The organism is Aerococcus sp. UBA6277 (assembly GCF_002440555.1).
Classification (GTDB): domain Bacteria; phylum Bacillota; class Bacilli; order Lactobacillales; family Aerococcaceae; genus Aerococcus.
In genome coordinates this window covers 100,640-122,502 of record NZ_DJUR01000043.1, presented here as the reverse complement: position 1 = coordinate 122,502, position 21,863 = coordinate 100,640, and the positions used below count along the sequence as shown (strand labels likewise).

Sequence of the window (21,863 nt, the reverse complement as noted above, 5' to 3'; positions counted from 1 at the left end):
AGTCAGACTTTTATTTATTTATATGCTGTTACTTGCCGATCTAGAAATTGTTTTGCGACTTGTTGTCCAAAGGCAAAAGACATTTTTGCATTGTTGTTTCCGTATTGTGTGGTCATAATCCAACGACCTGTCAAGAAGAGGTTGTCGAGCGTTCCATACCGTTGAGAAATGACTTGTCCTTGAGGCCAGGTGACTAGCACACCACCGTCTAAGGCAGGGGTAAATATTTCACGGTTAACCATGTTTTTTATGAATACAACTTGTTGTGTTGCCGGTAGTAATTGACTTTCAAATCCAGCTGCATTCACTAAAATATCCACATGCTTGCTTGAACCGTTCTCAAAAATCAATTCAAACCCCCCATCACTATATGGTTTGATGTCCGCCAGTTTATCGTGGAAGGTTACCTTACCCTCGTCATACCACTGCATAATATCCTCTAGGGCTTCATGCGTCATTTGACTTCTGAAATGTTCAAAAATAGGCATATATTCTTGCTTGTATCTATTGCGGTCCAGTACCGACATGCCCATGTATATATAAGGCAAATAAGGCGTGACAATACCCGCATAAATTTGGAATATATGTAAATCGCGATCATAGTGGGCTAATTCTTGACGAATCTGCGTGATAGAGCCACTACTATATCTGTCAATTACGCGTTTAACATCTACATCATTAACGGCCATATCTCCCATAAAAGTTTCCAAAATATTAGCTAGTGGAATATAACCATTATGGGCTGACTGCTGATTTTTAATCCAATCCATATTAAAAGTAGCCTGAATATAACCATCATATGGCCCTTGTTTAACAGAGGAGAATGGTGTAGATCGCGTAAAGAAGGTAATTGAACGAGCGAGTTGACCAGCATAGTGATATTGCAGGTAACGCATAACATCTAGACCAGTTAAGCCGGACCCAATGATGCCAATCTTTTTACTAGGATGAATGGCGGCAAGTTTCTCCATTACCGGGTAGGGGTCGTGAATGTATCCGCTATGCCCCATTAAACGGTAGTGATCCGCATAAGGTGGATGCCCGATATTTAAAAAAACGACGTTATAAATGGTATTTTGCCAATAACCATCAGCTGTTTGTAATTGATAGTAGTAATTCTTTTCTTGGTTGCCTGTAATATGATCACCTGTTTGATCTACAACTTGGATGTCTTGAATACGTTGGNNGATATGAACGTGGTCATTATCTAAATAATGTTTCATACGGTCCTTTAAATAATCACCGTACATTGCACGGGGGATAAAGGCTCCTGGATTACAGTATTCTTTGTGGTGGTATGACAACCAGTCTAATAAATCATTAGGATTATCTGCTTCGATAGATAAATCTTTCGCATATGAATTCATTACTAACTTATGGTCGTCCTCTTGATAGGGGAACCCATTGCCTAAGGACCTAGATTCATCATAAATATCAATTGTTAAGGGTTGCTTTGGATGTTGGTTTTTAAAATCAATCAGGGCTTTCAGGGTGCCATTTCCAGCTACACCTAATCCTACAATCGCGATTTGCATAGTATTCTCCTTAAATGTTGTTAAAAAATTTTTGTGCGGACGAAAGTATATTGAAATATATTTGATTATTGCGTTTACTTTCCCCATCCTATTAACGCTATAAATTATAGCATATTCCTATGTTTTACAAGAAAATTCCCTATGAAATATCCGTAATTCAAAAGAGGATAGGATTAAAATTCCCTAAATTTTATCTTAATGTAATGTTGTATTATGTTAGGATATGGTATTTTTGTTGAATACGAAAAGGAGTTATAATTATGAAACCAAATTTAAATAAACAGCTGACAATGCGCGAGCTCATTGTCGTAGCTTCCACGTTGTTTGGCTTATTTTTTGGTGCTGGTAATATTATTTTCCCTGTTTTAATGGGACAAATGGCTGGTAACCATGTTTGGCAAGCAAGTCTAGGATTTATTATTACTGCAACTGGGCTACCTTTACTAGCAGTAGCTGCTATGGGGATGACACACTCAGAAGGTGTCTTTCATTTAGCAAGTAAGATTTCTAGAAAATATGCATACTTTTTTACGGTAGCACTGTATTTAACTATAGGCCCATTCTTCGCTAGTCCAAGGACGGCATCTGTATCTTTTGAAGTGGGTTTTGCGACAACAAGTTTCGCTGAGTCACCTGTCGCTTTATTGATTTATTCAGCCTTATTTTTCGGTGTAGCCTTGGCATTATCACTTCGGCCATCAAACATTATGGATTATATTGGTAAGTTCTTAAATCCTGTGTTTCTTATTTTCTTAGCAATTATTTTTATTCGTGCATTTACCATGCCAGAAACGAGTGTGGCTGAAGTTGACGCGATTGGCAACTATACAAACCAAGCCTTTTTCCAAGGGTTCCTAGAAGGGTATAATACCATGGATGTCTTGGCGGCTTTAGCATTTGGGATTATCATTATCCGGTCAATCCGCAAATTAGGGGTTAACGAACCTAAAGCCTTGGCCAATTCAACCGTTAAATCAGGTCTGTTAACTGCTATATTAATGGGCTTAATTTACTTCAGTTTAGCCATCTTAGGAACACAAAGTCGTGGCTTTATTGATGTTCAGGAAAATGGGGGCGTCGCGCTTTCAATGATCACCCAACACTACTTCGGTACAGCTGGTTCAATCTTGTTAGCCATTGTGATGGTATTTGCTTGTTTGAAAACAGCTATTGGATTAATCGTAGCCTGTGCGGAAACTTTTGAAGAGCTATTCCCAAATAAATTATCATTAACACAATGGACGATTTTATTTGCTGGCTTATCGTTTATCGTTTCAAATGTTGGTTTAACAACGATAATCGGCTTATCAACGCCAGTATTAATGTTCCTATACCCACTGGCAATCTCACTAGTGGTTTTAGCCCTATGTGAACCCGTCTACACTAGTAAGCATGTCTATCGCTGGGTAACTGGCTTTACTATGGTGGCTGCCTTGTTTGATTTCATCAAAACATTACCAGATGGCATTTTCAACCTAATTGGTGGAGACGCAATCGGTCATTTCGCCCAAGCAGTTTTACCATTTTACGCCTACGGATTCGGATGGCTAATCCCAGGACTTCTTGGGCTCGTAATTGGTATTATCCTCACTGAAAAAGATAAAATAGCTAGTTAAACGAATCGATAACACCTCTACTTCTTGATTTGAAGTGGGGTGTTTTTTTGTTTTCAACATTCAACTATCGTTTATAAACTTTAGAGAGACTATTTTTTATCGCATATAGTAACTATTACGTATGCCAACAAAATAAAGTAAATGTATATTTTCTCATAGTGCCCTGATAACAGTATCTTTTAAATGCGTTTTATCTAGAGTAAAAATACTACTGAACTTGAAACGCGCTGCAATGGTTAATGAAACTTCACGAATAATCTAGTTACTATAACTAGTAAAAGGGGTAATTGTTAAAAGTTGCCCTTTTTTTTGACTCGCGGACATGGTAAACTATGTCGACACCATTTTTAGTACAATGATGTATTTTTAAGGAGAATCATATATATGAAAACAGCAATTATCGTTGACTCAACAGCAACTTTACCAGAAGACCTTAGCAACTTGGAAAATGTATTCCAGGTTAAACTGAGCGTTATTTTTCCAGACGGGGAAGTCTGTGAAGATTCTAGCGATCCCCAAGTGATTTCCGACTACTACAATCAACTAGAAACAATGACAGTGCTGCCTACAACATCACAACCGACAAACGGACAAATCTATGACGTATATGAAGAAATCGTCAAAGCGGGCTATGATCAAGTGTATGGCGTGGTCATTTCAGGTCAATTAAGTGGGACTAAATCGTCATTAGAAGCCGTGTCACGTGAATTTACTGACCAAGTAACGACACATATTATCGATGCTAAATCGACTTCAGGGGTATCGCAACACCTTGTTCACGAATGCTTACGTTTACTAGAAGCAGGCCACAAGGCGGAAAAAATCGTTCCTGCTTTAAACAAGGTAGCAAATGAGGCAGAAACTTATATTATGGTAGGATCACTGGATAACCTAGTAAAAGGAGGCCGTTTATCAGCTGCCGGTGCCTTCTTTGGTAACCTATTAAAAATCACACCTTTAATTAAAATTGACCAAACGGGTTCACTAGAAGTGATTGATAAAATCCGTACTGATCGTAAAATGAAAGAAAGATTCAAAGGGATTTACGAGGCTGCCTACGCTAAGTATGGTGACCGCTTGCATGTATCTGTAGCCCACTCAAACGCTTCAGAACGCGCCTTAGAACTTGTTGCCCATATGTCAGATGATATGGATATGTCACAAGTAACGGTCTCTGCTTTAACGCCGGTTGTAGGGACCCATGTAGGGAACGGTTCGATTGGGATCTTTTTAGTGGTAGATGCCGAATTGTAAAACGAGAGAAAAATGCGATTTATCGCATTTTTTTTGTTATAATATACTGTAAATCAACACAAGACACCAAGTGTTACAAGGAGGAAAACATTATGCGCTCAGCAATCATTGTAGATAGTACATCTAGCTTGCCTGACGAATTAAAAAACCATCCCGATGTGTACGAGGTAACTTTAAAGATTGCTTTTAAAGATGGCGAAGTGATGGATGATACCACTAACGAAATGAGTTTGAAACACTTCTACCACAAAATGGTGAGTGTAGCCGAATTGCCAACCTCATCTCAACCCGAACCCGCGGACTATTACCGAATTATGGATGAACTGGTAGCCAAGGGTTACGACGAGGTTTACGGGGTCTTTATGTCTAGTAAATTGAGTGGGACCTTCCAAACAGCTCGTATGGTCATGCAAGAATATCAAGATCGAATCAATGTTCACTTAATCGATACCAAGGCGGTATCCATTATTATTGCCCACGAAGTGAAAGAATTGATTCGTTTGATTGAATCAGGCTATAAAGCTGAACAAATTATTCCAGCCATCAACCAAATGATTCAAGATTCAGAAATTTATGTCTTTATTGAAGATTTAAACAACTTGGTCAAAGGTGGCCGGGCCAAGGCAGCCTCAGCCTTTATCGGCTCTGTATTAAAAATCTATCCTATCCTACGATTTGAAGATGACGGAACAGTAGATGTTTTTGAGAAGATCCGTACGGAAGGAAAGATTAAAAAATCTTGGTTTCGTATCTTTGAAAAAGCCCGTGCTCAATTTGGTGACCGTCTGCATTTAGGCTTTGCCCACGGTGATGCCTATGATAAAGCTATTGAATTCAGAGACTTTTTCCTAGAAAACTATCCAAATGAAGACATCATTATTAGATATTTAACACCCGTTTTAGGGGTTCACGCCGGTAAGGGTGCCTTAGGTATGGGATTACTAGTAGACGCTGACTTAGACTAAGTGGAGGCTTTATGTTATCAACACTTATTTACTTGGAAAATGATTTTGATCAATACTTGATGCTCCACCGGACGAAAAAAGCCAACGACGTCAACCATGGGAAATGGATTGGTATCGGCGGCAAATTTGAACACGGTGAATCACCTATGGAATGCTTGGAAAGAGAAGTCAAAGAAGAAGCTGGTCAAAACTTGAAATCAGCCGTTTTCCGGGGGATAGTCACTTTTATCTATGCGGACCAAGAACCCATGTATATTTTCTTATATACAGGTCGATTAGAAAATAATGAGGTCGGGCAAACCAGAGAAGGTGACCTAGCTTGGGTAGACAAGGACAAGATTTTTGACTTAACCCTTTGGGAAGGCGACCGTATTTTCCTCAAAGAATTGATTGGGTCATCTACATTGATGGATATTAAATTGGTATATGATGAAAATGATGTTTTAAAATTGGTTGAAAAGCGGTAGAGTATATAGTAGTTAAAAATGAATGATTGTTGTGAAATTGTAAGGTGACTTTACCCATTTTTTACATATAAATTGTTTACAAATAGTATATTGTAGAAATGTGAGAATGCCCTAATTACAAAAAAGATTCATGTATACTGAATCTTTTTTGTGTATATAGTGATCACAATACTTCAGTCACTAAATGAAAAGGAGGGAATGTAATGATAGATATCCATAATCATATATTACCTGGCGTGGATGATGGCGCCAAAGATATTGAAATGGCAATAGAGATGGCGAATGTCGCTGTTCAAGAAGGGATTACCCATATCTTAGCCACACCTCACCACCGTAATTCAGAGTTTGTTAATGAACGTAGCAAGGTTGAAGAAGCTGTTGGGCAACTGCAAGTAGAACTTGACCGCAGAGGCATTGATTTAGTTGTATTCCCTGGTCAAGAAATCAGACTCCATGGTGAGATGTTAGACCACATTGACCAAGGTGAAATTTTATTTACAGATTTAGATGGCCATTATGTTTTAATTGAATTTCCAAGTCATGAAGTACCGCATTATGCGGAACAAGTATTCTTTGATTTATTGTCACGAAATATCCGGCCGATTATCGTTCATCCGGAACGAAATCAAAAGATTATTGAAAAACCAGAAATATTAAAACGTTTTGTGGAGATGGGGTGTTACGCACAGTTAACAGCAGCTTCATATTTAGGGGAGTTTGGTTCAGGGGTTGAAGAAACGAGTCGTTTGTTGATTGAAGAAAATCTTGTCCATATGCTCGCTTCAGATGCCCACCGTCCACATGGACCTAGGGGCTTTAATATGGAGGCAGCCTTCAATAAAATGCAGGCTGAGTATGGGACTCGTATTGTATTTGATTTTAAAGCCAATGCGAAAAGTTTGGTGAATGGGGATCCAATGATTACCAATTTTGTTTTAGACCAACCAAAACGTAAGAAGAAATTCTTTGGTTTGTTTTAGTTTGTTGGATTATAGATTTAAATCAATTTATCAGGAAAAAGAAAAGCACAAGTTGGGAGCGTAAAGCGTAAATGAATTTTTCTAAATATCAAAAATATTCGATACTAGCGATTGCTGATTTTGTATCGATATTAGTCGCTGGTTTTGCCGCATATCTATTACTTGAAATTTATGTTGGTTTAACCTTATCAGTGACGGTAGGTTTATCTATTATCTATTTCATTACTTATATACTAGCTAGTTTAGGAACAAAAAACTATAATTTAATTATTCGTTATATGAGTTTTAAAGGGGCTTCAGATTTACTGATTACCCATTTTATTGCGTCAATTTTAACCCTAGCGTCAGCAGCAATCATTTATAGAAGTTTTTCTATTCGTTTTGTTTTTTTATTAGCTGTATTTGCCATTGTTTTAACATTTTTATTGCGAGCTTTATGGCGCTTAACAATGGACCGTAGAGAAAACCTACCAAACGGTGAAGGGGTCTTTGAACCAACTTTACTTGTAGGTGCAGGTCGAGGTGGGAATACTTTCCTTAAACAATTTAAAAATGATGGAGCTTACCGATTCGTTGGCTTTGTAGATGATGATAAAGAGTTACTACATAAGAAAATGGATACTTTGAGTATCTTAGGTTGCATTAAAGATATTCCAAGTATTATCGAACAATATCACTTACAAAACATCATTATTACGGCACCAACCTTACCAAGTGAAAAGATTGAGCAAATCTTAGACTGGGGTATTGAATACGACGTGGATGTTCGTCAAATGCCTTCAGTTGAAAAAACGCTATTAGGTTATCAAATGGATACAGTATCTGGACCTAAAGAAATTGAAATTTCTGATCTTTTGGGGCGTGATGAGGTTGAGTTAGATGATGAAGATGCCTTCCGTCAAATTTCTGGTAAAGATATCTTAGTAACAGGTGCTGGCGGGTCAATTGGTTCTGAAATTTGTCGCCAGGTAGCTAAATTTGCGCCTCAAACGATTTATCTTTTAGGTCACGGGGAAAACTCAATCTACTTGATCAACCAAGAGTTCGCTCAAAAAGACTTACCAAATACTCGGATTATTCCAATCATTGCGGACGTTCAAGATAAAGAACATATTGAACAAATCATGCAAACCTACAAACCAGATATCGTTTACCATGCAGCAGCACACAAACATGTGCCGTTAATGGAAGCTAACCCAACTGAAGCAGTGAAGAACAATGTCTTCGGAACAATGAATGTTGCTCATGCGGCTAAAAATGCTGATGTAGATGTCTTCGTTATGGTATCAACAGATAAAGCAAATAATCCACCAAATGTAATGGGTGCTTCAAAACGAATTGCAGAGATGCTAGTTACTGGAATGGATAAAGTTTCAACGCATACAAAATTTGCAGCTGTACGATTTGGTAACGTGCTAGGCTCACGAGGATCTGTTATACCTGTCTTCAAGAAACAAATTGAAAAAGGTGGACCAGTTACAGTCACTGACTTTAGAATGCGTCGTTACTTTATGACGATTCCTGAAGCTAGTCGCTTAGTTATCCAGGCTGGCGCTAAAGCAGAAGGTGGGGAATTATTTATCTTAGATATGGGTAAAGAAGTCCTGATCCTAGATCTTGCTAAGAAAATGATTAAACTATCTGGATTTACTGAAAAGGAAATTCCAATTGTTGAAAGTGGTATTCGTCCTGGAGAGAAATTATATGAAGAATTACTGCTAACAGACGAAACAACTGGTCAAAAAGTTGATGATAAGATTTTTGTGGGTAAAATTAAGAGTCAACCAATTGAAGAAATCTATGAATTTGTTGAATCCTTAGATTTAACTGTTGTAGATGATGATCGTTTAAATAAAAAATTAGTTGAATTTGTTCATCGTGATGCTAAAACGTCGGAAAATGGATAATGAGAATCAAGTAAAAAATAATAAATATTAAATAAATCAATATCTTATTGAAAACTTAAAAACTGATATGGTAGACTGACATAGTTATGATAATATATTCAAATAGGAAGTAAATACTATAAATTATATTTGCTCGAGGAGGACGAGATGAACGACACCCAAGAAATCTCTTTAATTGAGATACTGAATATTCTTACTGCGAATATTTGGAAGATTATTTCAACCACTGTTATTGGGATTGTATTAGCAGCTTTAGTGACATTTTTCTTAATGACACCAAAATATACATCTACAACTGATATTGTTGTGAATAACACTGCTACCGCTACTACAGAAAATACAATCACTCAATCTGGCCTACAAGCGAACTTGACACTTTTAAACACTTATCAATCATTGGTAAGCCGTCCATTAGTGCTTGATCCTGCTATTGCAGCGGTACCTGAAGCAGAAGGCATGACTGCTAGTGAATTAGCAGAAAACGTCACAGTTTCTATGGATTCAGATTCATTACTATTTACAATCTCAGTAGAGAATGAATCACCTTATTTAGCTGCTAATTTAGCCAACGCAATTGCTGTATCTTTCTCTGAAATTGTACAACAAGTATTACAAGTAGAGAACGTTTCGATTGTAACCCCAGCTGAACCTGGTCAATCGCCAACTTCACCAAACGTGATTTTAAACATCATCATTGGTGCATTATTAGGATTGATTGTCGGTGTTGTATTGCAATTAGTCAATGCAATGTTAGATAATTCAGTTAAGAGCAGTGATATCGTTGAAGAGCTTGGTTGGACTTTATTAGGATCTATTCCACAAATGGATAAAAGTAAAGTTGAAGATACGCGCTTCAAAGGTAATGTAGTTAAAGATGGTTCTAGAAACCGTCGTCGTGTCTAGGAGGTTCAATTTTGTTTAAGAATAATAGAAAACATTTTGACAAGATGAATGCAGAACAACGCCGAGGCGCTAGTTTAATTACTGTTACGCAACCAAATGACGTCATTTCTGAATCTTTCCGTCAAATCCGTACGAATATCCAATTCTCAATGGTTGACCATGATTTTAAATCAATCATGTTCACATCATCTGGTGTTTGGGAAGGTAAATCAACTGTTACAGCCAATACTGCTGCTGTAATGGCGCAACAAGGCTTGCGTGTCTTATTAGTAGACGCTGATTTACGTAAACCAACAGTAGCCAAAACATTTAATATCAACACAACTGTTGGTTTGACTAGTTTACTAACAGATCGTGATGCAAACATCATGGATACTGTAAACTATGTTGCGGATGCAAATATTTACATTTTAGCAGCTGGTCCAATTCCGCCAAACCCATCTGAATTACTAGGTTCAAACCGTATGGCTGAATTAATCGGCGAATTAGAAGAAATGTTTGACTTAGTTATTTTTGATACACCACCGATCCTAGCTGTTACCGATGCACAAGTTGTTGCCACGCGTGTAGATGGCGTGATTGTGGTTGTTCGTTCAGGAATTGCTAACAAAAACGAAGTACGCAAAACGAAAGATTTATTGGACGTGGTAAATGCCAACGTGATTGGTGCCATATATAACGGGGAAGATGCCAATAAATTGGGTTATGGTTATGGATATGGCTACGGTTATGGCTATGGTCAAAGCGAAACAAGCAAATAATAGATTTCAAATTAAGGGATAGGGTTTCGGCTCTATCTTTTTTTTGCGCTTGCGCATCGGAGTAGTCCAGATGGCTAGGGATTTCGATTGCTTTTTGGACGGCTTTTGATAATGGTTTTGATTCTGGGTGTGTTATTCTAGTCAAAGAAGTAAAATAACTTGTGAATTTTGACAAAGGAGAATAAGCAAATGGATTATAGACGATTTGGCGATGTGTTAGTTGTACGACTTGATAGAGGCGAAGAGGTTATTTCTACGTTAGCAGAATTAGCTAAGCGTGAGAAAATCTCTTTAGCAACGGTTCAAGGGATTGGCGCTTGTGACCAGGTGAAATACAGCCAATACAATGTGGCAGAGCGTTCATACAGTCCCAACGAATTAAGTGAAGAGTTAGAGCTAACTTCATTGAACGGCAATATGTCGATGATGGACGGCGAACAATATAACCACCTACATGCTACATTTGGCCGTGCAGATGGGTCAGTAGTTGGTGGCCACTTGAACGAAGCCATCATTTCAGGTACTGGAGAAATTTTTGTTCATATGATTTCTGGTGAAGTGGAACGGTCAAAAGACCAAGCAGAAACCGGTTTGAACTTGTTCGATTTCAATAAATAAGGTCTTTATTCGTTTGATTGTAAAATGAAGAGTATCTGACTAACAGAAATTCCCTTAACTAACAAATTGTAAGCTAAAATCTTGTATGAATTCGAATTTGAAATTATAATAGAACAATGTAAAAATATATTCAAAAATGAACGGAGAATAACGATGACAACAATGAAAGAGAAGTTTGGTTTTAAACCAAATGAAGGCTTGCAATTTGGCCTGTATTCTTTAGGTGACTATGCCCCAAACCCACATACCAACCAAGGGGTAGGGGAACAAAGAAGAATTCAAGAATTAATCGAAACAGCTCAGCACGCTGAACAAGCAGGCTTAGATATATTTGCCCTTGGTGAATCTCACCAAGAACACTTTGTCTCTCAAGCACATGCAGTCATTTTAGGGGCCATTGCCCAAGCGACGAATAAGATTAAATTATCCTCTTCATCAACTGTTGTATCGACATCTGACCCGGTTCGAATTTACGAAAACTTTGCTACTTTGGATTTAATTTCTGACGGGCGGGTTGAATTAGTAGGTGGTCGTGCCTCTCGAATTGGTTTATTTGAACTATTAGGTTATGAATTACGCGACTATGAAGAATTGTTCGAAGAAAAATTTGAGTTATTAAATTACATCAACCAGCAAGTTGAAAAGGGTGAAAAAATCACTTGGGAAGGGCAATTCCGCCACCGTTTAAACCAAGCAGAAATTTTCCCTAAACCAAAAGACAACTTCATTCCAATTTGGCGGGGTGTAGGCGGCCCCTCAGCGTCAGCAGTGAAAGCTGGCCGGGCTGGTATTCCTATGGTTCTCACTACACTAGCTGGGCCGGCTATGGCCTTTTATCCGGCTGTGGAGGCCTACCACGAAGAGCTAGCGAATCTTGGTATAGACCCAACAACCTATCCGTTAACAACAGCTAGCCCTATGTATATTGCCCCTACAGGTCAAGAAGCATTGGCAGAGTTTTACCCACATGTGAAATCATCATTCTTACATTCAAATGGCTCTATTTTTCCTAAGCAACAATTCGCTCAATCAAGATCTGTTCAAGATACAATGATGGCGGGTAGTCCAGAAATGATTGTTGATAAATTGATTTACCAATATGAAGTCTATGGTATGGACCGGTATATCGGCCAAATTGATATGGGTGGCGTTCCGATAGATAAAATCAAACGAACCATTGATTTACTAGGTGAAAAGGTTATTCCTGAAGTGAAAAAATACACCAAAAACAACTAGTGTAAATCAACAATTGCAATATAAAATAACATGGAGCTGAATATCCCCAATTCAGCTCTTTTTCTTTGTTTAAAAGAATACAAACCACTATAAAGACAGATGTTTTTTGTCGTTTAATTATCATCGTAAGAACTTACAACAATATTTGCCAAGTAAATATTGAGATAAGATTGACGAAAATGAGATTTGCGCGTCACCCAATAATATGCCAGGTTACGACAAGGAATTATACAGGGACCGTCCATATACTTATCAAGATAATTAGGGCAACAAATATTCATACAGCTTTGGCTTAACCACTCATAAAGCTACTTTAATCAAAAACACTTAAATAAAAAGAGCAGGTGCACCCACTTAGTCTAAAAGGGTACACCTGCTTTATTTTTTTACTTGAGGTAATCATAATCAACAGTTGTTTGAATCATGGCCTTAAACTGGTTAAAATCTTCCGAATTCCCAAGCGCCCACATAGCCTTCATGACTAGGGCTTCGCTGGTGATATTCGCTGTTTCGATAATATGCTTTTTCCCTAGAATTGACTGACCAACTGCATAGACCTCATAATCAGATCCTTCCATTGGCACTTGAGTGGTTAAAATCACATATTTTCCATGGTTAACGGCTGCCCGAATTTGCCCTGCATAATCAAGAGATGTCAATTGTGGAATCCCGCCGATCCCAAAACCTTCAATAATGATGACATCCATCAACTGACAATAGGCTTCAATGACTTGAGCAGGAAGGCCGGGCGTTAATTTAATTAAGCCCACGCGCGGATTCAATTGGTTGTAGAATTCAACTGGCCCTAAATCACTAGATTGATTTAAGATAGGCAAAACCCTTTGTGACCGGACAACTGCACGGTTGGCGAAATCAATGGTTTGAAAGGCTTGGTAGGACCTAGACCGTACTTTGCGCGCCCGGGTGCCCAGTAAAACTTCCCCATGGAATACAATTGATACAGCGTAAGCTTGGTCAGAAATGGCGTAGGTTACAGCGTCTAGGATATTTTTCACGCCATCATTACCAATTTTTGATAGGGGCACTTGGGACCCAGTAAAGACAATCGGTTTGGCGCTATTTTGAACCAAGTAAGATAGGGCAGCAGCGCCGTAAGCCATGGTGTCCGTTCCATGCACCACAATAAAGCCATCATAAGCATCATATTGATCCTGGATTACTTGGGCCATCTGTAGCCAGTTTTCTGGTTGCATATTGGTTGAATCGATAGACAATAGGTTGACTGCATCATAAGTAAAGTCTAGTCCAGAAGATGCTAAGATTTCGGTTAGTTCTTGGTTGATGGTCCCGGCAACGAGGCCGTGGTCAGAATCTTGTGCCGAAATCGTCCCACCAGTTAGTATAAATAAAATGCGCTTGGTCATGTCATACTCCTCATAAAAATCATTTAGACCCATTATACCACGAAAAAACCTAGCAGACAGGTGTATCCGCTAGGGTCTCCTTACCGTATTACAATCGAATTGAATCTTATTGACGGATTTGCCCGTCGCCATAAATCACATATTTATAAGTCGTTAAAGCCTCAATCCCCATTGGTCCGCGGGCATGCAATTTCTGAGTGGAAATCCCAATTTCGCCACCGAAACCAAATTTATCGCCATCTGTAAAGCGAGAAGAGGCGTTAACAACCACCGCAGCAGCATCAATATCATCCACGAATTGACGGGCTACCGAGTAGTCCTGAGTTACAATCACTTCTGTGTGGGCAGATGAATAAGTTTGGATATGTTCAATCGCTTCATCATAGCCAGAAGTCACCTTGACCGCAATTTCATAAGCCAAGAATTCCGTCGCATAATCTTCGTCACTAACAGGTAAGATCTCGATCTTTCCTTGCAAGATTTCCTGCGTTCTTTGATCTCCGTGCACCACAACCTTGTCCGCCTTAAAGGATTCAACAATTTGTGGCAAAAAGGCTTCCGCAACTTTTTCGTCGACTAGTAGGTTTTCTAAAGCGTTACATACTGAAACCCGCTGTAGCTTGCCATTTTTCAAAATGTCTAAAGCCTTATCTAAATCAGCCGCTTCATGCACGTACAGGTGGTCGTTTCCGATACCTGTCTCAATTGTTGGCACAGTCGCACTTTTCACGACATTTTGAATCAAGGCTGCACCACCACGTGGAATTAAGACATCCAAATATTGATTCATCTGCATAAATTGAGTTGCTAAGTCCCGGTCAGGATTGTCGATCAAGTTGACCGCATCTGTTGTTACGCCAGCTTCAGATAATCCAGCTTTAATGGCTTCAATAATGGCCAAGTTGGATTGAATCGTTTCGCTACCCCCACGTAAAATGACCGCATTACCGGCTTTAAAGGTTAGGGCAGTAGCGTCTGCTGTTACATTTGGACGTGATTCAAAAATAATCCCGATAACCCCAAGAGGTACACGTTTCTTCCCAATCTCAATGCCATCTTCTGTAAACCACATTTCATCCGTTTGCCCGATAATATCCGGCAAATTCGCCACCTTTTCAAAACCAGCGGCCATATCGTCAATCCGGCTTTCAGTTAAGGTCATGCGCTCAATAAAGCTTTCGGGGCGTCGACCAGCCTCTCGTGTATTTTCAATATCGGCCTGGTTCGCCGCTAAAATAGCCGCTTGCTTAGCCCGCAAGGACTTAGCCATTGCTAATAAAGCCGCATTTTTTTGTTGGCTTGGCAACTTACCTAATTCCCGGGATGCTAACTTTGCAGCTTTACCAAGGGCGAGTAAACCTTGTGCATCAATCATGTTTGTACCTCCATTACATTAGAATTATGAGTATTTTCTCATGTTGTTCATTTATTATAACCATTGATCTTAAGAAAGGCTATTAGATTCGCTTATTTTGGCATGAAAAGAGTTCCAATTGATTCGCCCTTAACTAAGTCTAAAATCTGCATAGGATCTTCAGATGACATAATCACCGTCATTTGTCCGGATTTTAAAGACTCGTTAGCAGCCGTCAATTTCGTTTCCATTCCTCCAGTTGAAAAGGCCGAAACATCACCCTTAGCCATATCCATTAAGCCGTCAGTCACCTCATGCAAGACATCAAAGCGAACTGCACCAGGGTTTCGCTTCGGATTGTCATCATAAAAGCCGTCCACATCTGTTAGGAATATCAACAAGTCCGCGTCCATCGTTGAAGCAACCAAGGCAGATAGGGTATCGTTATCACCAAAACGGGTTTGGTGGTCCATTTCATCAACTGCTACCGCATCGTTTTCATTGATAATCGGTAAGATTTTTTGTCCTAATAAGGCATTCATGGCATTCTTGTAGTTGTTGTAAGAATCCGGGAAGTCGATAATGTCCCGTGTTAACAAGATTTGCCCGATAAATTGGCTGTAGTAGTTAAATGACCGACTATATAAATTCATCAAAGCAACTTGTCCAACAGCGGCAGTTGCTTGCTGCGACGCCATATCGGTAGGTCGGCTAGTTAAGCCCATTTTGACAGAACCAACACCAATCGCACCCGAGGTTACAAGAATCACTTCCTTACCTTCTTGAATTAAGGTAGAAAGGGCCAAAGCTAGGCGGTCAATCCGGTTATAATTGATTTGATTTTGACTATTCAAAAGAGAATGTGTCCCAATTTTCACAACAATTCTCTCTGCGCTTAAAATTCCTTCACGATTCATCTCATTCATCCTCATCTAAAAATTTTGTATATTAAAATTAGTTTTACTCTTTTTTAATCGAATTGAAATCTCACTCTGTTATTATAGCATAGAGGACCTGTGATTTTTAGGCAGGGATATAGACAAATGGGGAAAACAAGGAGTGACTTAAGTGTCAAAAATTAACATGAACCACTTTAACAAGGCCTACATCGCCATCGTACTGGCCTTTATTTTAGCGCTTGCTGCCTATGATATCAACTACAGCAAGACCAACGCCGAAACAGAAACCACCACAAACCAGCCCACAGATACAAAAACCACCGAAGAAAGTGCCTCTTCAGATGATGAGGAAAAGGCTGAAGCACGTAAAGCTGAGTTGGCAGAAACCATCACCACACCGGTTGCATCAAACGCCACAACTGATGAAGAAGCCAGTCAAATGGCCGAATTTTCAGCCGACTATGCAGATGACATCCAAACTTATTTTGTGAAGGATATCGCAACAAATGTAGCTGCTACGCTGGAGATGGACGAAACTGCAGCCTTGGCCCAGTTGCTGACAGACCTACCTAAAGAAGTTGATGTAGATTCAGCACAATATCAATTAGTCAATAAGCTTAACCCATTACTTACCGAACCAGTGATGGATTTTGCTTATGCAAGTTCAGGTAAACCCTATAACGCAGCGATTACAGATGCTTATACTGCTTTGATTGATGCAGCAGCAAGTGCCGGGTATACCTTGTCGACAATTTCTGCTCACCGGACCATTGCTTATCAAGCACAAAATGTGGAGAATGGTTTTCAAGATTACTTAGCTCAAGGCTATTCAGAATCAGAAGCGCGTGACCTAACAAATGCTTATTTTGCACCAGCAGAAGCCAGTGAACATTCAACTGGACTAGCCTTTGACTGGTTAGGAACTGAATGGACAAGTATCGGTGGCAGTTTAGATGAGGCGTATGCAGACCAACCATCAGCTCAATGGCTCTCAGAAAATGCCCAAGATTATGGTTTTATTATACGGTACCCACAAGGAAAAGGGCAGGTAACGGGGTATAGCTTTGAGCCATGGCACTACCGTTATGTCGGTGTAGAAGCTGCGCAATATATCACTAAGTATGACATCACATTAGAAGAATTCTTAGCCCTAGTAAACTATCAAACAGCATTAACAGAAGAAGGATTAGTTTAAAGTGCTGACTTAATTGTGAACAAATTAAAAGAATCCAGCAAAAAGCGCCCGAACATCATGATCGAGCGCCTTTTGCTGGATATTATTTTTAGAAATTAAAGTCCATAGTTGCGAAGTAGTCTTCTGGTGTTTCTGGGCGACGGATTTGTTTGAATGTGCCGTCTTCTTTTAACATGACTTCTGCTGAACGTAATTTAGCGTTGTATTGGTAACCCATTGAGGCACCGTGGGCACCTGCGTCGTGGATCCAGATGTAGTCGCCAATGTTTGTTTTGGGTAATTGACGGTCGATAGCGAATTTATCGTTGTTTTCACATAGACCACCTGTTACATCGTATGTTTGGTCGGCAGTTTCGTCTTCTTTGCCTAAAACAGAGATGTGGTGGTAAGCGCCGTACATTGCTGGACGTAATAGGTCAGAGGCTGATGCGTCTAATCCTAGGTAGTCTTTATAAGTGATTTTTTCATGTAGGACTTTGGCTACTAAACCACCGTTTTCAGCTAACATCCAACGACCTAATTCGGTAAAGATGGCGACGTCGCCTAGGCCAGCTGGTTGCATGATGTCTTCGTAAGCTTGGCGCACACCGTCACCGATGATATCGATGTCTGCTGGTGTTTCTTCTGGTTTGTAAGCCACCCCAACACCACCTGATAGGTTGATGAAGGCGATGTTTAAATCAGTTTGGTCTTTTAATTCAACCGCTAATTCAAATAATGTACGAGCTAATTTTGGATAGTATTCGTTTGATGTCGAACCTGAAACTAAGAATGAGTGGATACCAATGTTTTTCACGCCGTAGTCTGCTAATTTTTGGAAGGCTTGGCGGGTTTGTTCTGGTGTCATACCGTACTTAGCGTCACCAGGATTATCCATGATGCCATTCGCAACTTCGAATGTCCCACCTGGATTGTAACGAATACAAACAGTTTCTGGGAATTCACCTACATGTTCTTTGAAGAAATCGATATGGGTGATGTCATCAAAGTTAATGATTGCACCAAGTTCAGCGGCTTTCTTGAAGTCGGCTGCTGGCGTAACGTTAGATGAAAACATAATGTCGTGGCCAGAGAAACCAACTTTGTCAGCTAATACAAGTTCTGTATAAGATGCACAGTCGACGCCCATACCTTCTTCTTGCATAATTTTCAATACGTGTGGATTCGGTGTGGCTTTAACAGCGAAATATTCATGGAAGTTAGGGTTCCATGAGAAAGCTTTTTTTAGACGGCGGCAGCGGTCTCTAATACCGGATTCGTCGTATAAATGGAATGGTGTAGGGATTTCAGCGGCAATTTCTTCAACTTTTGCCAGGCTAGTAAATGGACGTTTATTTTGCATGAATTGTTGTCTCCTTTAAATTTAATCTTACTCTCATTATGAAGAAAAAAGGTAGTTTATGCAAGCCTAGAATCTTTGTCTGATAATGACCTTATAAAAATACAACTATATGAAAAATCTATGTGAATTGGCTTGACAATTTTTTTAATTAAATCTATGATAATGCTATTGAAAGACGCAACTAGATGAATGGTAGCCGTATTCGAGGGGATTTATTGATGAAAATGAACAGCCTACATACGAATAATCGCTTTTACTTTAGCTATTTTAGGTAGTTTGTATTTATGAAATCTGTTTTAGATCATAGATACAAACGTCAGTAAACAACTGAACCGTATCTATGATGGCTAAACATTTTGTTGCGTAACAAGTGGCCACGTAGAGATAAAATCTATTGTGGCATAGCTAGATATTTTAGCGCTATAAGCACCTATTTAGATTTTATCTGGATAGGTGCTTTTTTCTTTGGATTGATTATAAAGGGGAGTAAATAATGAAAAGATTAAGCTTAAAGAAAAGCTTGGTAGCTTTACTAGCCAGTTTGGCTATTTTTGTGGCTGGCTGTGAGAATTCTGAAGATAATGGCATTATAGATATCGGTATTTTGTCGATTATGGACCACAATTCCTTAAATGATGCGGAGCAAGGTTTTATTGATGGGATGACCGAACTGGGGTATGAAGAGGGCGTTGACGTGGTTTACCACCGGATGAATGCCCAAGGTCAGCAAGCCAACTTGTATCCAATGGCAGGACAACTGTTGAAGAATTCTGAGCTAGTTTTAGGTATCGGAACACCAACGATTCAGGCACTGGCCGTGACGGAAGAGGAGAAACCACTCCTTTTTACAGCCGTAACTGATCCTTTAACAGCAGGTTTGGCGGAATCACTAGAGGGTTCGGGCCGAAATGTGACGGGAACAAGCGACCAGATGCCGGTTGAGCAGCAAGTTGAGCTCTTAATGTCGATTAAACCTGAAGCGGAAAAAGTTGGCATCATCTACAACACGGGTGAGGTCAACTCGCAGATTCAAGCAGAACAAGCTGAAGCAGCTATTGTAGCGGCTGGTAAAATTCCAGTCATTCGTACGGTCACCTCAACTAATGATGTACAACAAGCCTTGAATTCTGTGATGTCTGAAGCGGAACTATTATATATTCCAACAGATAATATCATGGCAGGGGCAGCGTCAACGGTTGGTGCAGTTTCTGAACAATACCAAGTGCCGGTAGTTGCTGGATCAATTGACCAAGTGGAAGATGGTGGACTAGCGACTTACTCATTAAACTACTATGAATTGGGCCGTCAAACAGCTGTAATGGCAGCACGTGTAATTGAAGGTGAAGATCCTTCGACCATGCCGATTGAGCAAGCTGAAGAATTAGAATTATACGTAAATGAAGACATGGCGGAAGCGCTGGGCATTGATCCTGATAGCATCCAAGTGGCAGAATAAAGGGAAGAGAGAGGATTTTAACATGAGTGTTATTTTAGGCAGTATATCAGAAGGATTGTTATGGGGGTTATTGGCGATGGGGGTTTACTTGACTTACCGGATCCTAAACGTAGCCGATATGACCGTTGAAGGGTCGTTTTCTTTAGGGGCAGCTTTGGTATCACGGTTAATTTTTGAATTTGCCATGGAACCTTGGATGGCCACCTTACTATCATTTGTCATTGGGGCAGGTGCTGGACTAATCACTGGTTTATTACACACAAAATTAAAAGTGCCAGCTTTGATTGCGTCAATCATTACCATGACAGGTTTATACTCTATTAATCTACGTATTTTAGGTCAAGCTAACTTACCATTATTAAGTCAAAATACTTTGGTGACGCAAATGCGTCAATTGATTGAAGACAAGACTTCAGCAGTTATCGTTATTGGGTTAATCGTTGTTATAGCTATTATCGCCTTACTTAAATGGTTCTTCGATACGCAAATCGGTTTAGCCATCCGTGCAACAGGTGATAACTATATGATGAGTGAAGCCAACGGAATCAATACAGACTGGACAAAGATTATCGGCTTCATGGTAGCCAACGGATTAGTTGGTTTATCAGGTGGTTTATTAGCGCAAAACAACGGCTATGCAGATGTCAACATGGGTGTTGGGGCAATGGTTATCGGTTTAGCCTCAGTAGTCATTGGCGAAGCCATCGGGAAAAACATCACCTTTGTAAAACGCTTATTAGCGATTGTATTAGGGTCAATCATTTACCGGTTACTATTACTATTGGTATTAGAATTAAACTTCAATCCAAATGACGTCCGTTTATTCTCAGCCTTAATCCTAGCCGTAGCGCTTGGGGTGCCAGCTGTTCGTCAACACGGTAAAAAAGTTGTGAAAAATTCAATCACAAGTAAAGAAGCGTAGAAAGGAGTTTGACCAATGACTAGCGTATTAACATTACAAAGTGTACATAAAACATTTGAAGCTAAAACACCAAACGAAAACCACGTATTAAAAGGGATCGACCTAAAGGTGGAAAAAGGGGATTTCATCACCATTATTGGGGGTAACGGGGCTGGAAAATCGACTTTCCTAAATGCCATTGCCGGTTCGCTATTGGTAGACCAAGGGACTATTAAAATTGAAGATAAAGATGTGACTAACCTAAATGCCAACAAACGTGCAGGCCTAGTATCACGCGTATTCCAAGACACACGGATGGGGACTGCTAGCCGCTTAACTATCGAAGAAAACATGGCTATTGCAGACCGTCGCGGACACTCATTTGGATTTGGACGAGGGGTCAACAACAAGCAACGTGAACAATTTAAAGAAGCCTTGAAACTATTGGACTTAGGCTTGGAGAATAGATTAACTGCTGAAGTTGGCTTGCTTTCTGGTGGACAACGTCAAGCATTAACATTATTGATGGCGACTTTGAAAAAGCCAAAAGTCTTACTATTAGATGAGCATACAGCAGCCTTAGACCCTAAAACATCGGACATGGTTTTAAAATTAACTGAAGAAGTAATCCAACGAGATCAATTAACAGCCTTGATGATTACACATGATATGGAACAAGCCATACAAATGGGTAACCGCTTGTTGATGATGGACAATGGCCGCATCTTGATTGATATCTCTGGTGAAGAGAAGAAGCAATTAACCGTACAACAATTATTAGACATGTTCAAAAAACAATCAGGACGTGCATTAAACGATGACGCTTTAATACTAGGGTGAGAGCGAGACCGTATATAAAATGATATTCCATAAATGATTATTTTTGATACAAGAATAATAAATAGAAAAATAGAACCTCTTCTGATTTTACGACCCAGAAGAGGTTCTATTTTTTTTCTTAGTTATTTCTTTTTGATTTAATACGATAAGGCAGACATTCCTCTAGTGATGTTATCTCTCTATAAACTTTTTTCAAAATCAATCGCTCCAGCAGGAAAATATCCAATTGTCTATAAGTTTGCCTTCTCG

19 protein-coding genes are annotated in these 21,863 nt (G+C 39.5%); 14 read left to right on the top strand and 5 right to left on the bottom strand.

The window, feature by feature from the left end; translation table 11 throughout:
- Positions 1-14: 14 nt before the first annotated feature.
- A complete protein-coding gene (locus B2V22_RS08020; RefSeq protein ID WP_290491771.1) occupies positions 15-1,535 on the bottom strand; it encodes an FAD/NAD(P)-binding protein in 1,521 nt (506 codons plus the stop codon).
- 260 nt (positions 1,536-1,795) lie between these two features.
- Between B2V22_RS08020 and brnQ the strand changes: the two genes are divergently transcribed.
- The 10 genes from brnQ to B2V22_RS07970 all read left to right on the top strand — a co-directional run bounded on the left by brnQ (position 1,796) and on the right by B2V22_RS07970 (position 12,242).
- A complete protein-coding gene (gene brnQ, locus B2V22_RS08015) occupies positions 1,796-3,151 on the top strand; it encodes a branched-chain amino acid transport system II carrier protein (protein ID WP_290491769.1) in 1,356 nt (451 codons plus the stop codon).
- A gap of 384 nt (positions 3,152-3,535) precedes the next feature.
- Positions 3,536-4,405: a DegV family protein gene (locus B2V22_RS08010; protein ID WP_290491767.1), complete on the top strand. Its 870-nt coding sequence runs from the start codon at positions 3,536-3,538 to the stop codon at positions 4,403-4,405.
- Between the two features lie 92 nt (positions 4,406-4,497).
- The gene (locus B2V22_RS08005; protein ID WP_290491765.1) at positions 4,498-5,370 is read left to right on the top strand and encodes a DegV family protein; all 873 of its coding nucleotides are present in this window, start codon (positions 4,498-4,500) and stop codon (positions 5,368-5,370) included.
- 11 nt (positions 5,371-5,381) lie between these two features.
- Positions 5,382-5,837, top strand: a complete 456-nt coding sequence (locus B2V22_RS08000; protein WP_290491763.1) for an NUDIX hydrolase — start codon at positions 5,382-5,384, stop codon at positions 5,835-5,837.
- 203 nt (positions 5,838-6,040) lie between these two features.
- Positions 6,041-6,817 carry a tyrosine-protein phosphatase gene (locus tag B2V22_RS07995; protein ID WP_290491761.1) on the top strand — a complete coding sequence of 259 codons (777 nt, stop codon included), beginning with the start codon at positions 6,041-6,043 and terminating at the stop codon, positions 6,815-6,817.
- A 71-nt stretch (positions 6,818-6,888) separates the two neighbouring features.
- A complete protein-coding gene (locus tag B2V22_RS07990; RefSeq protein ID WP_290491760.1) occupies positions 6,889-8,724 on the top strand; it encodes a polysaccharide biosynthesis protein in 1,836 nt (611 codons plus the stop codon).
- A gap of 147 nt (positions 8,725-8,871) precedes the next feature.
- A complete protein-coding gene (locus B2V22_RS07985) occupies positions 8,872-9,627 on the top strand; it encodes a YveK family protein (protein ID WP_290491758.1) in 756 nt (251 codons plus the stop codon).
- 11 nt (positions 9,628-9,638) lie between these two features.
- A complete protein-coding gene (locus B2V22_RS07980) occupies positions 9,639-10,388 on the top strand; it encodes a CpsD/CapB family tyrosine-protein kinase (RefSeq protein ID WP_290491756.1) in 750 nt (249 codons plus the stop codon).
- A gap of 189 nt (positions 10,389-10,577) precedes the next feature.
- Positions 10,578-11,006, top strand: coding sequence for a PPC domain-containing DNA-binding protein (locus tag B2V22_RS07975; RefSeq protein WP_290491754.1), 429 nt, complete (start codon positions 10,578-10,580; stop codon positions 11,004-11,006).
- Positions 11,007-11,159: 153 nt separating this feature from the next.
- Positions 11,160-12,242, top strand: coding sequence for an LLM class flavin-dependent oxidoreductase (locus B2V22_RS07970; protein ID WP_290491752.1), 1,083 nt, complete (start codon positions 11,160-11,162; stop codon positions 12,240-12,242).
- A gap of 386 nt (positions 12,243-12,628) precedes the next feature.
- Here B2V22_RS07970 and B2V22_RS07965 read toward each other — a convergent pair whose 3' ends face one another.
- From B2V22_RS07965 to proB, 3 genes are all read right to left on the bottom strand, one after another.
- The gene (locus B2V22_RS07965) at positions 12,629-13,627 is read right to left on the bottom strand and encodes an asparaginase (protein ID WP_290491750.1); all 999 of its coding nucleotides are present in this window, start codon (positions 13,625-13,627) and stop codon (positions 12,629-12,631) included.
- A 106-nt stretch (positions 13,628-13,733) separates the two neighbouring features.
- Positions 13,734-15,002, bottom strand: a complete 1,269-nt coding sequence (locus tag B2V22_RS07960; RefSeq protein ID WP_290491748.1) for a glutamate-5-semialdehyde dehydrogenase — start codon at positions 15,000-15,002, stop codon at positions 13,734-13,736.
- Between the two features lie 92 nt (positions 15,003-15,094).
- Positions 15,095-15,898 (bottom strand): glutamate 5-kinase, encoded by an 804-nt coding sequence (gene proB, locus B2V22_RS07955; RefSeq protein WP_111857399.1) that lies wholly within the window; start codon positions 15,896-15,898, stop codon positions 15,095-15,097.
- A 151-nt stretch (positions 15,899-16,049) separates the two neighbouring features.
- On the opposite strand from proB, the gene B2V22_RS07950 reads away from it, so the two are divergent.
- Positions 16,050-17,075, top strand: coding sequence for a M15 family metallopeptidase (locus tag B2V22_RS07950; protein WP_290491744.1), 1,026 nt, complete (start codon positions 16,050-16,052; stop codon positions 17,073-17,075).
- Between the two features lie 88 nt (positions 17,076-17,163).
- Here B2V22_RS07950 and B2V22_RS07945 read toward each other — a convergent pair whose 3' ends face one another.
- Positions 17,164-18,417 carry a diaminopimelate decarboxylase family protein gene (locus B2V22_RS07945; protein WP_290491742.1) on the bottom strand — a complete coding sequence of 418 codons (1,254 nt, stop codon included), beginning with the start codon at positions 18,415-18,417 and terminating at the stop codon, positions 17,164-17,166.
- Positions 18,418-18,910: 493 nt separating this feature from the next.
- Here B2V22_RS07945 and B2V22_RS07940 point away from each other — a divergent pair, with 493 nt between their 5' ends.
- The 3 genes from B2V22_RS07940 to B2V22_RS07930 are packed head-to-tail and all read left to right on the top strand — an operon-like array spanning position 18,911 to position 21,614.
- The gene (locus B2V22_RS07940) at positions 18,911-19,873 is read left to right on the top strand and encodes an ABC transporter substrate-binding protein (RefSeq protein WP_290491740.1); all 963 of its coding nucleotides are present in this window, start codon (positions 18,911-18,913) and stop codon (positions 19,871-19,873) included.
- A gap of 22 nt (positions 19,874-19,895) precedes the next feature.
- Entirely contained in the window at positions 19,896-20,795 is a 900-nt protein-coding gene (locus B2V22_RS07935; protein WP_290491738.1) for an ABC transporter permease, read from the top strand.
- A 15-nt stretch (positions 20,796-20,810) separates the two neighbouring features.
- Positions 20,811-21,614, top strand: a complete 804-nt coding sequence (locus tag B2V22_RS07930) for an ABC transporter ATP-binding protein (RefSeq protein ID WP_290491736.1) — start codon at positions 20,811-20,813, stop codon at positions 21,612-21,614.
- Positions 21,615-21,863: the final 249 nt, after the last annotated feature.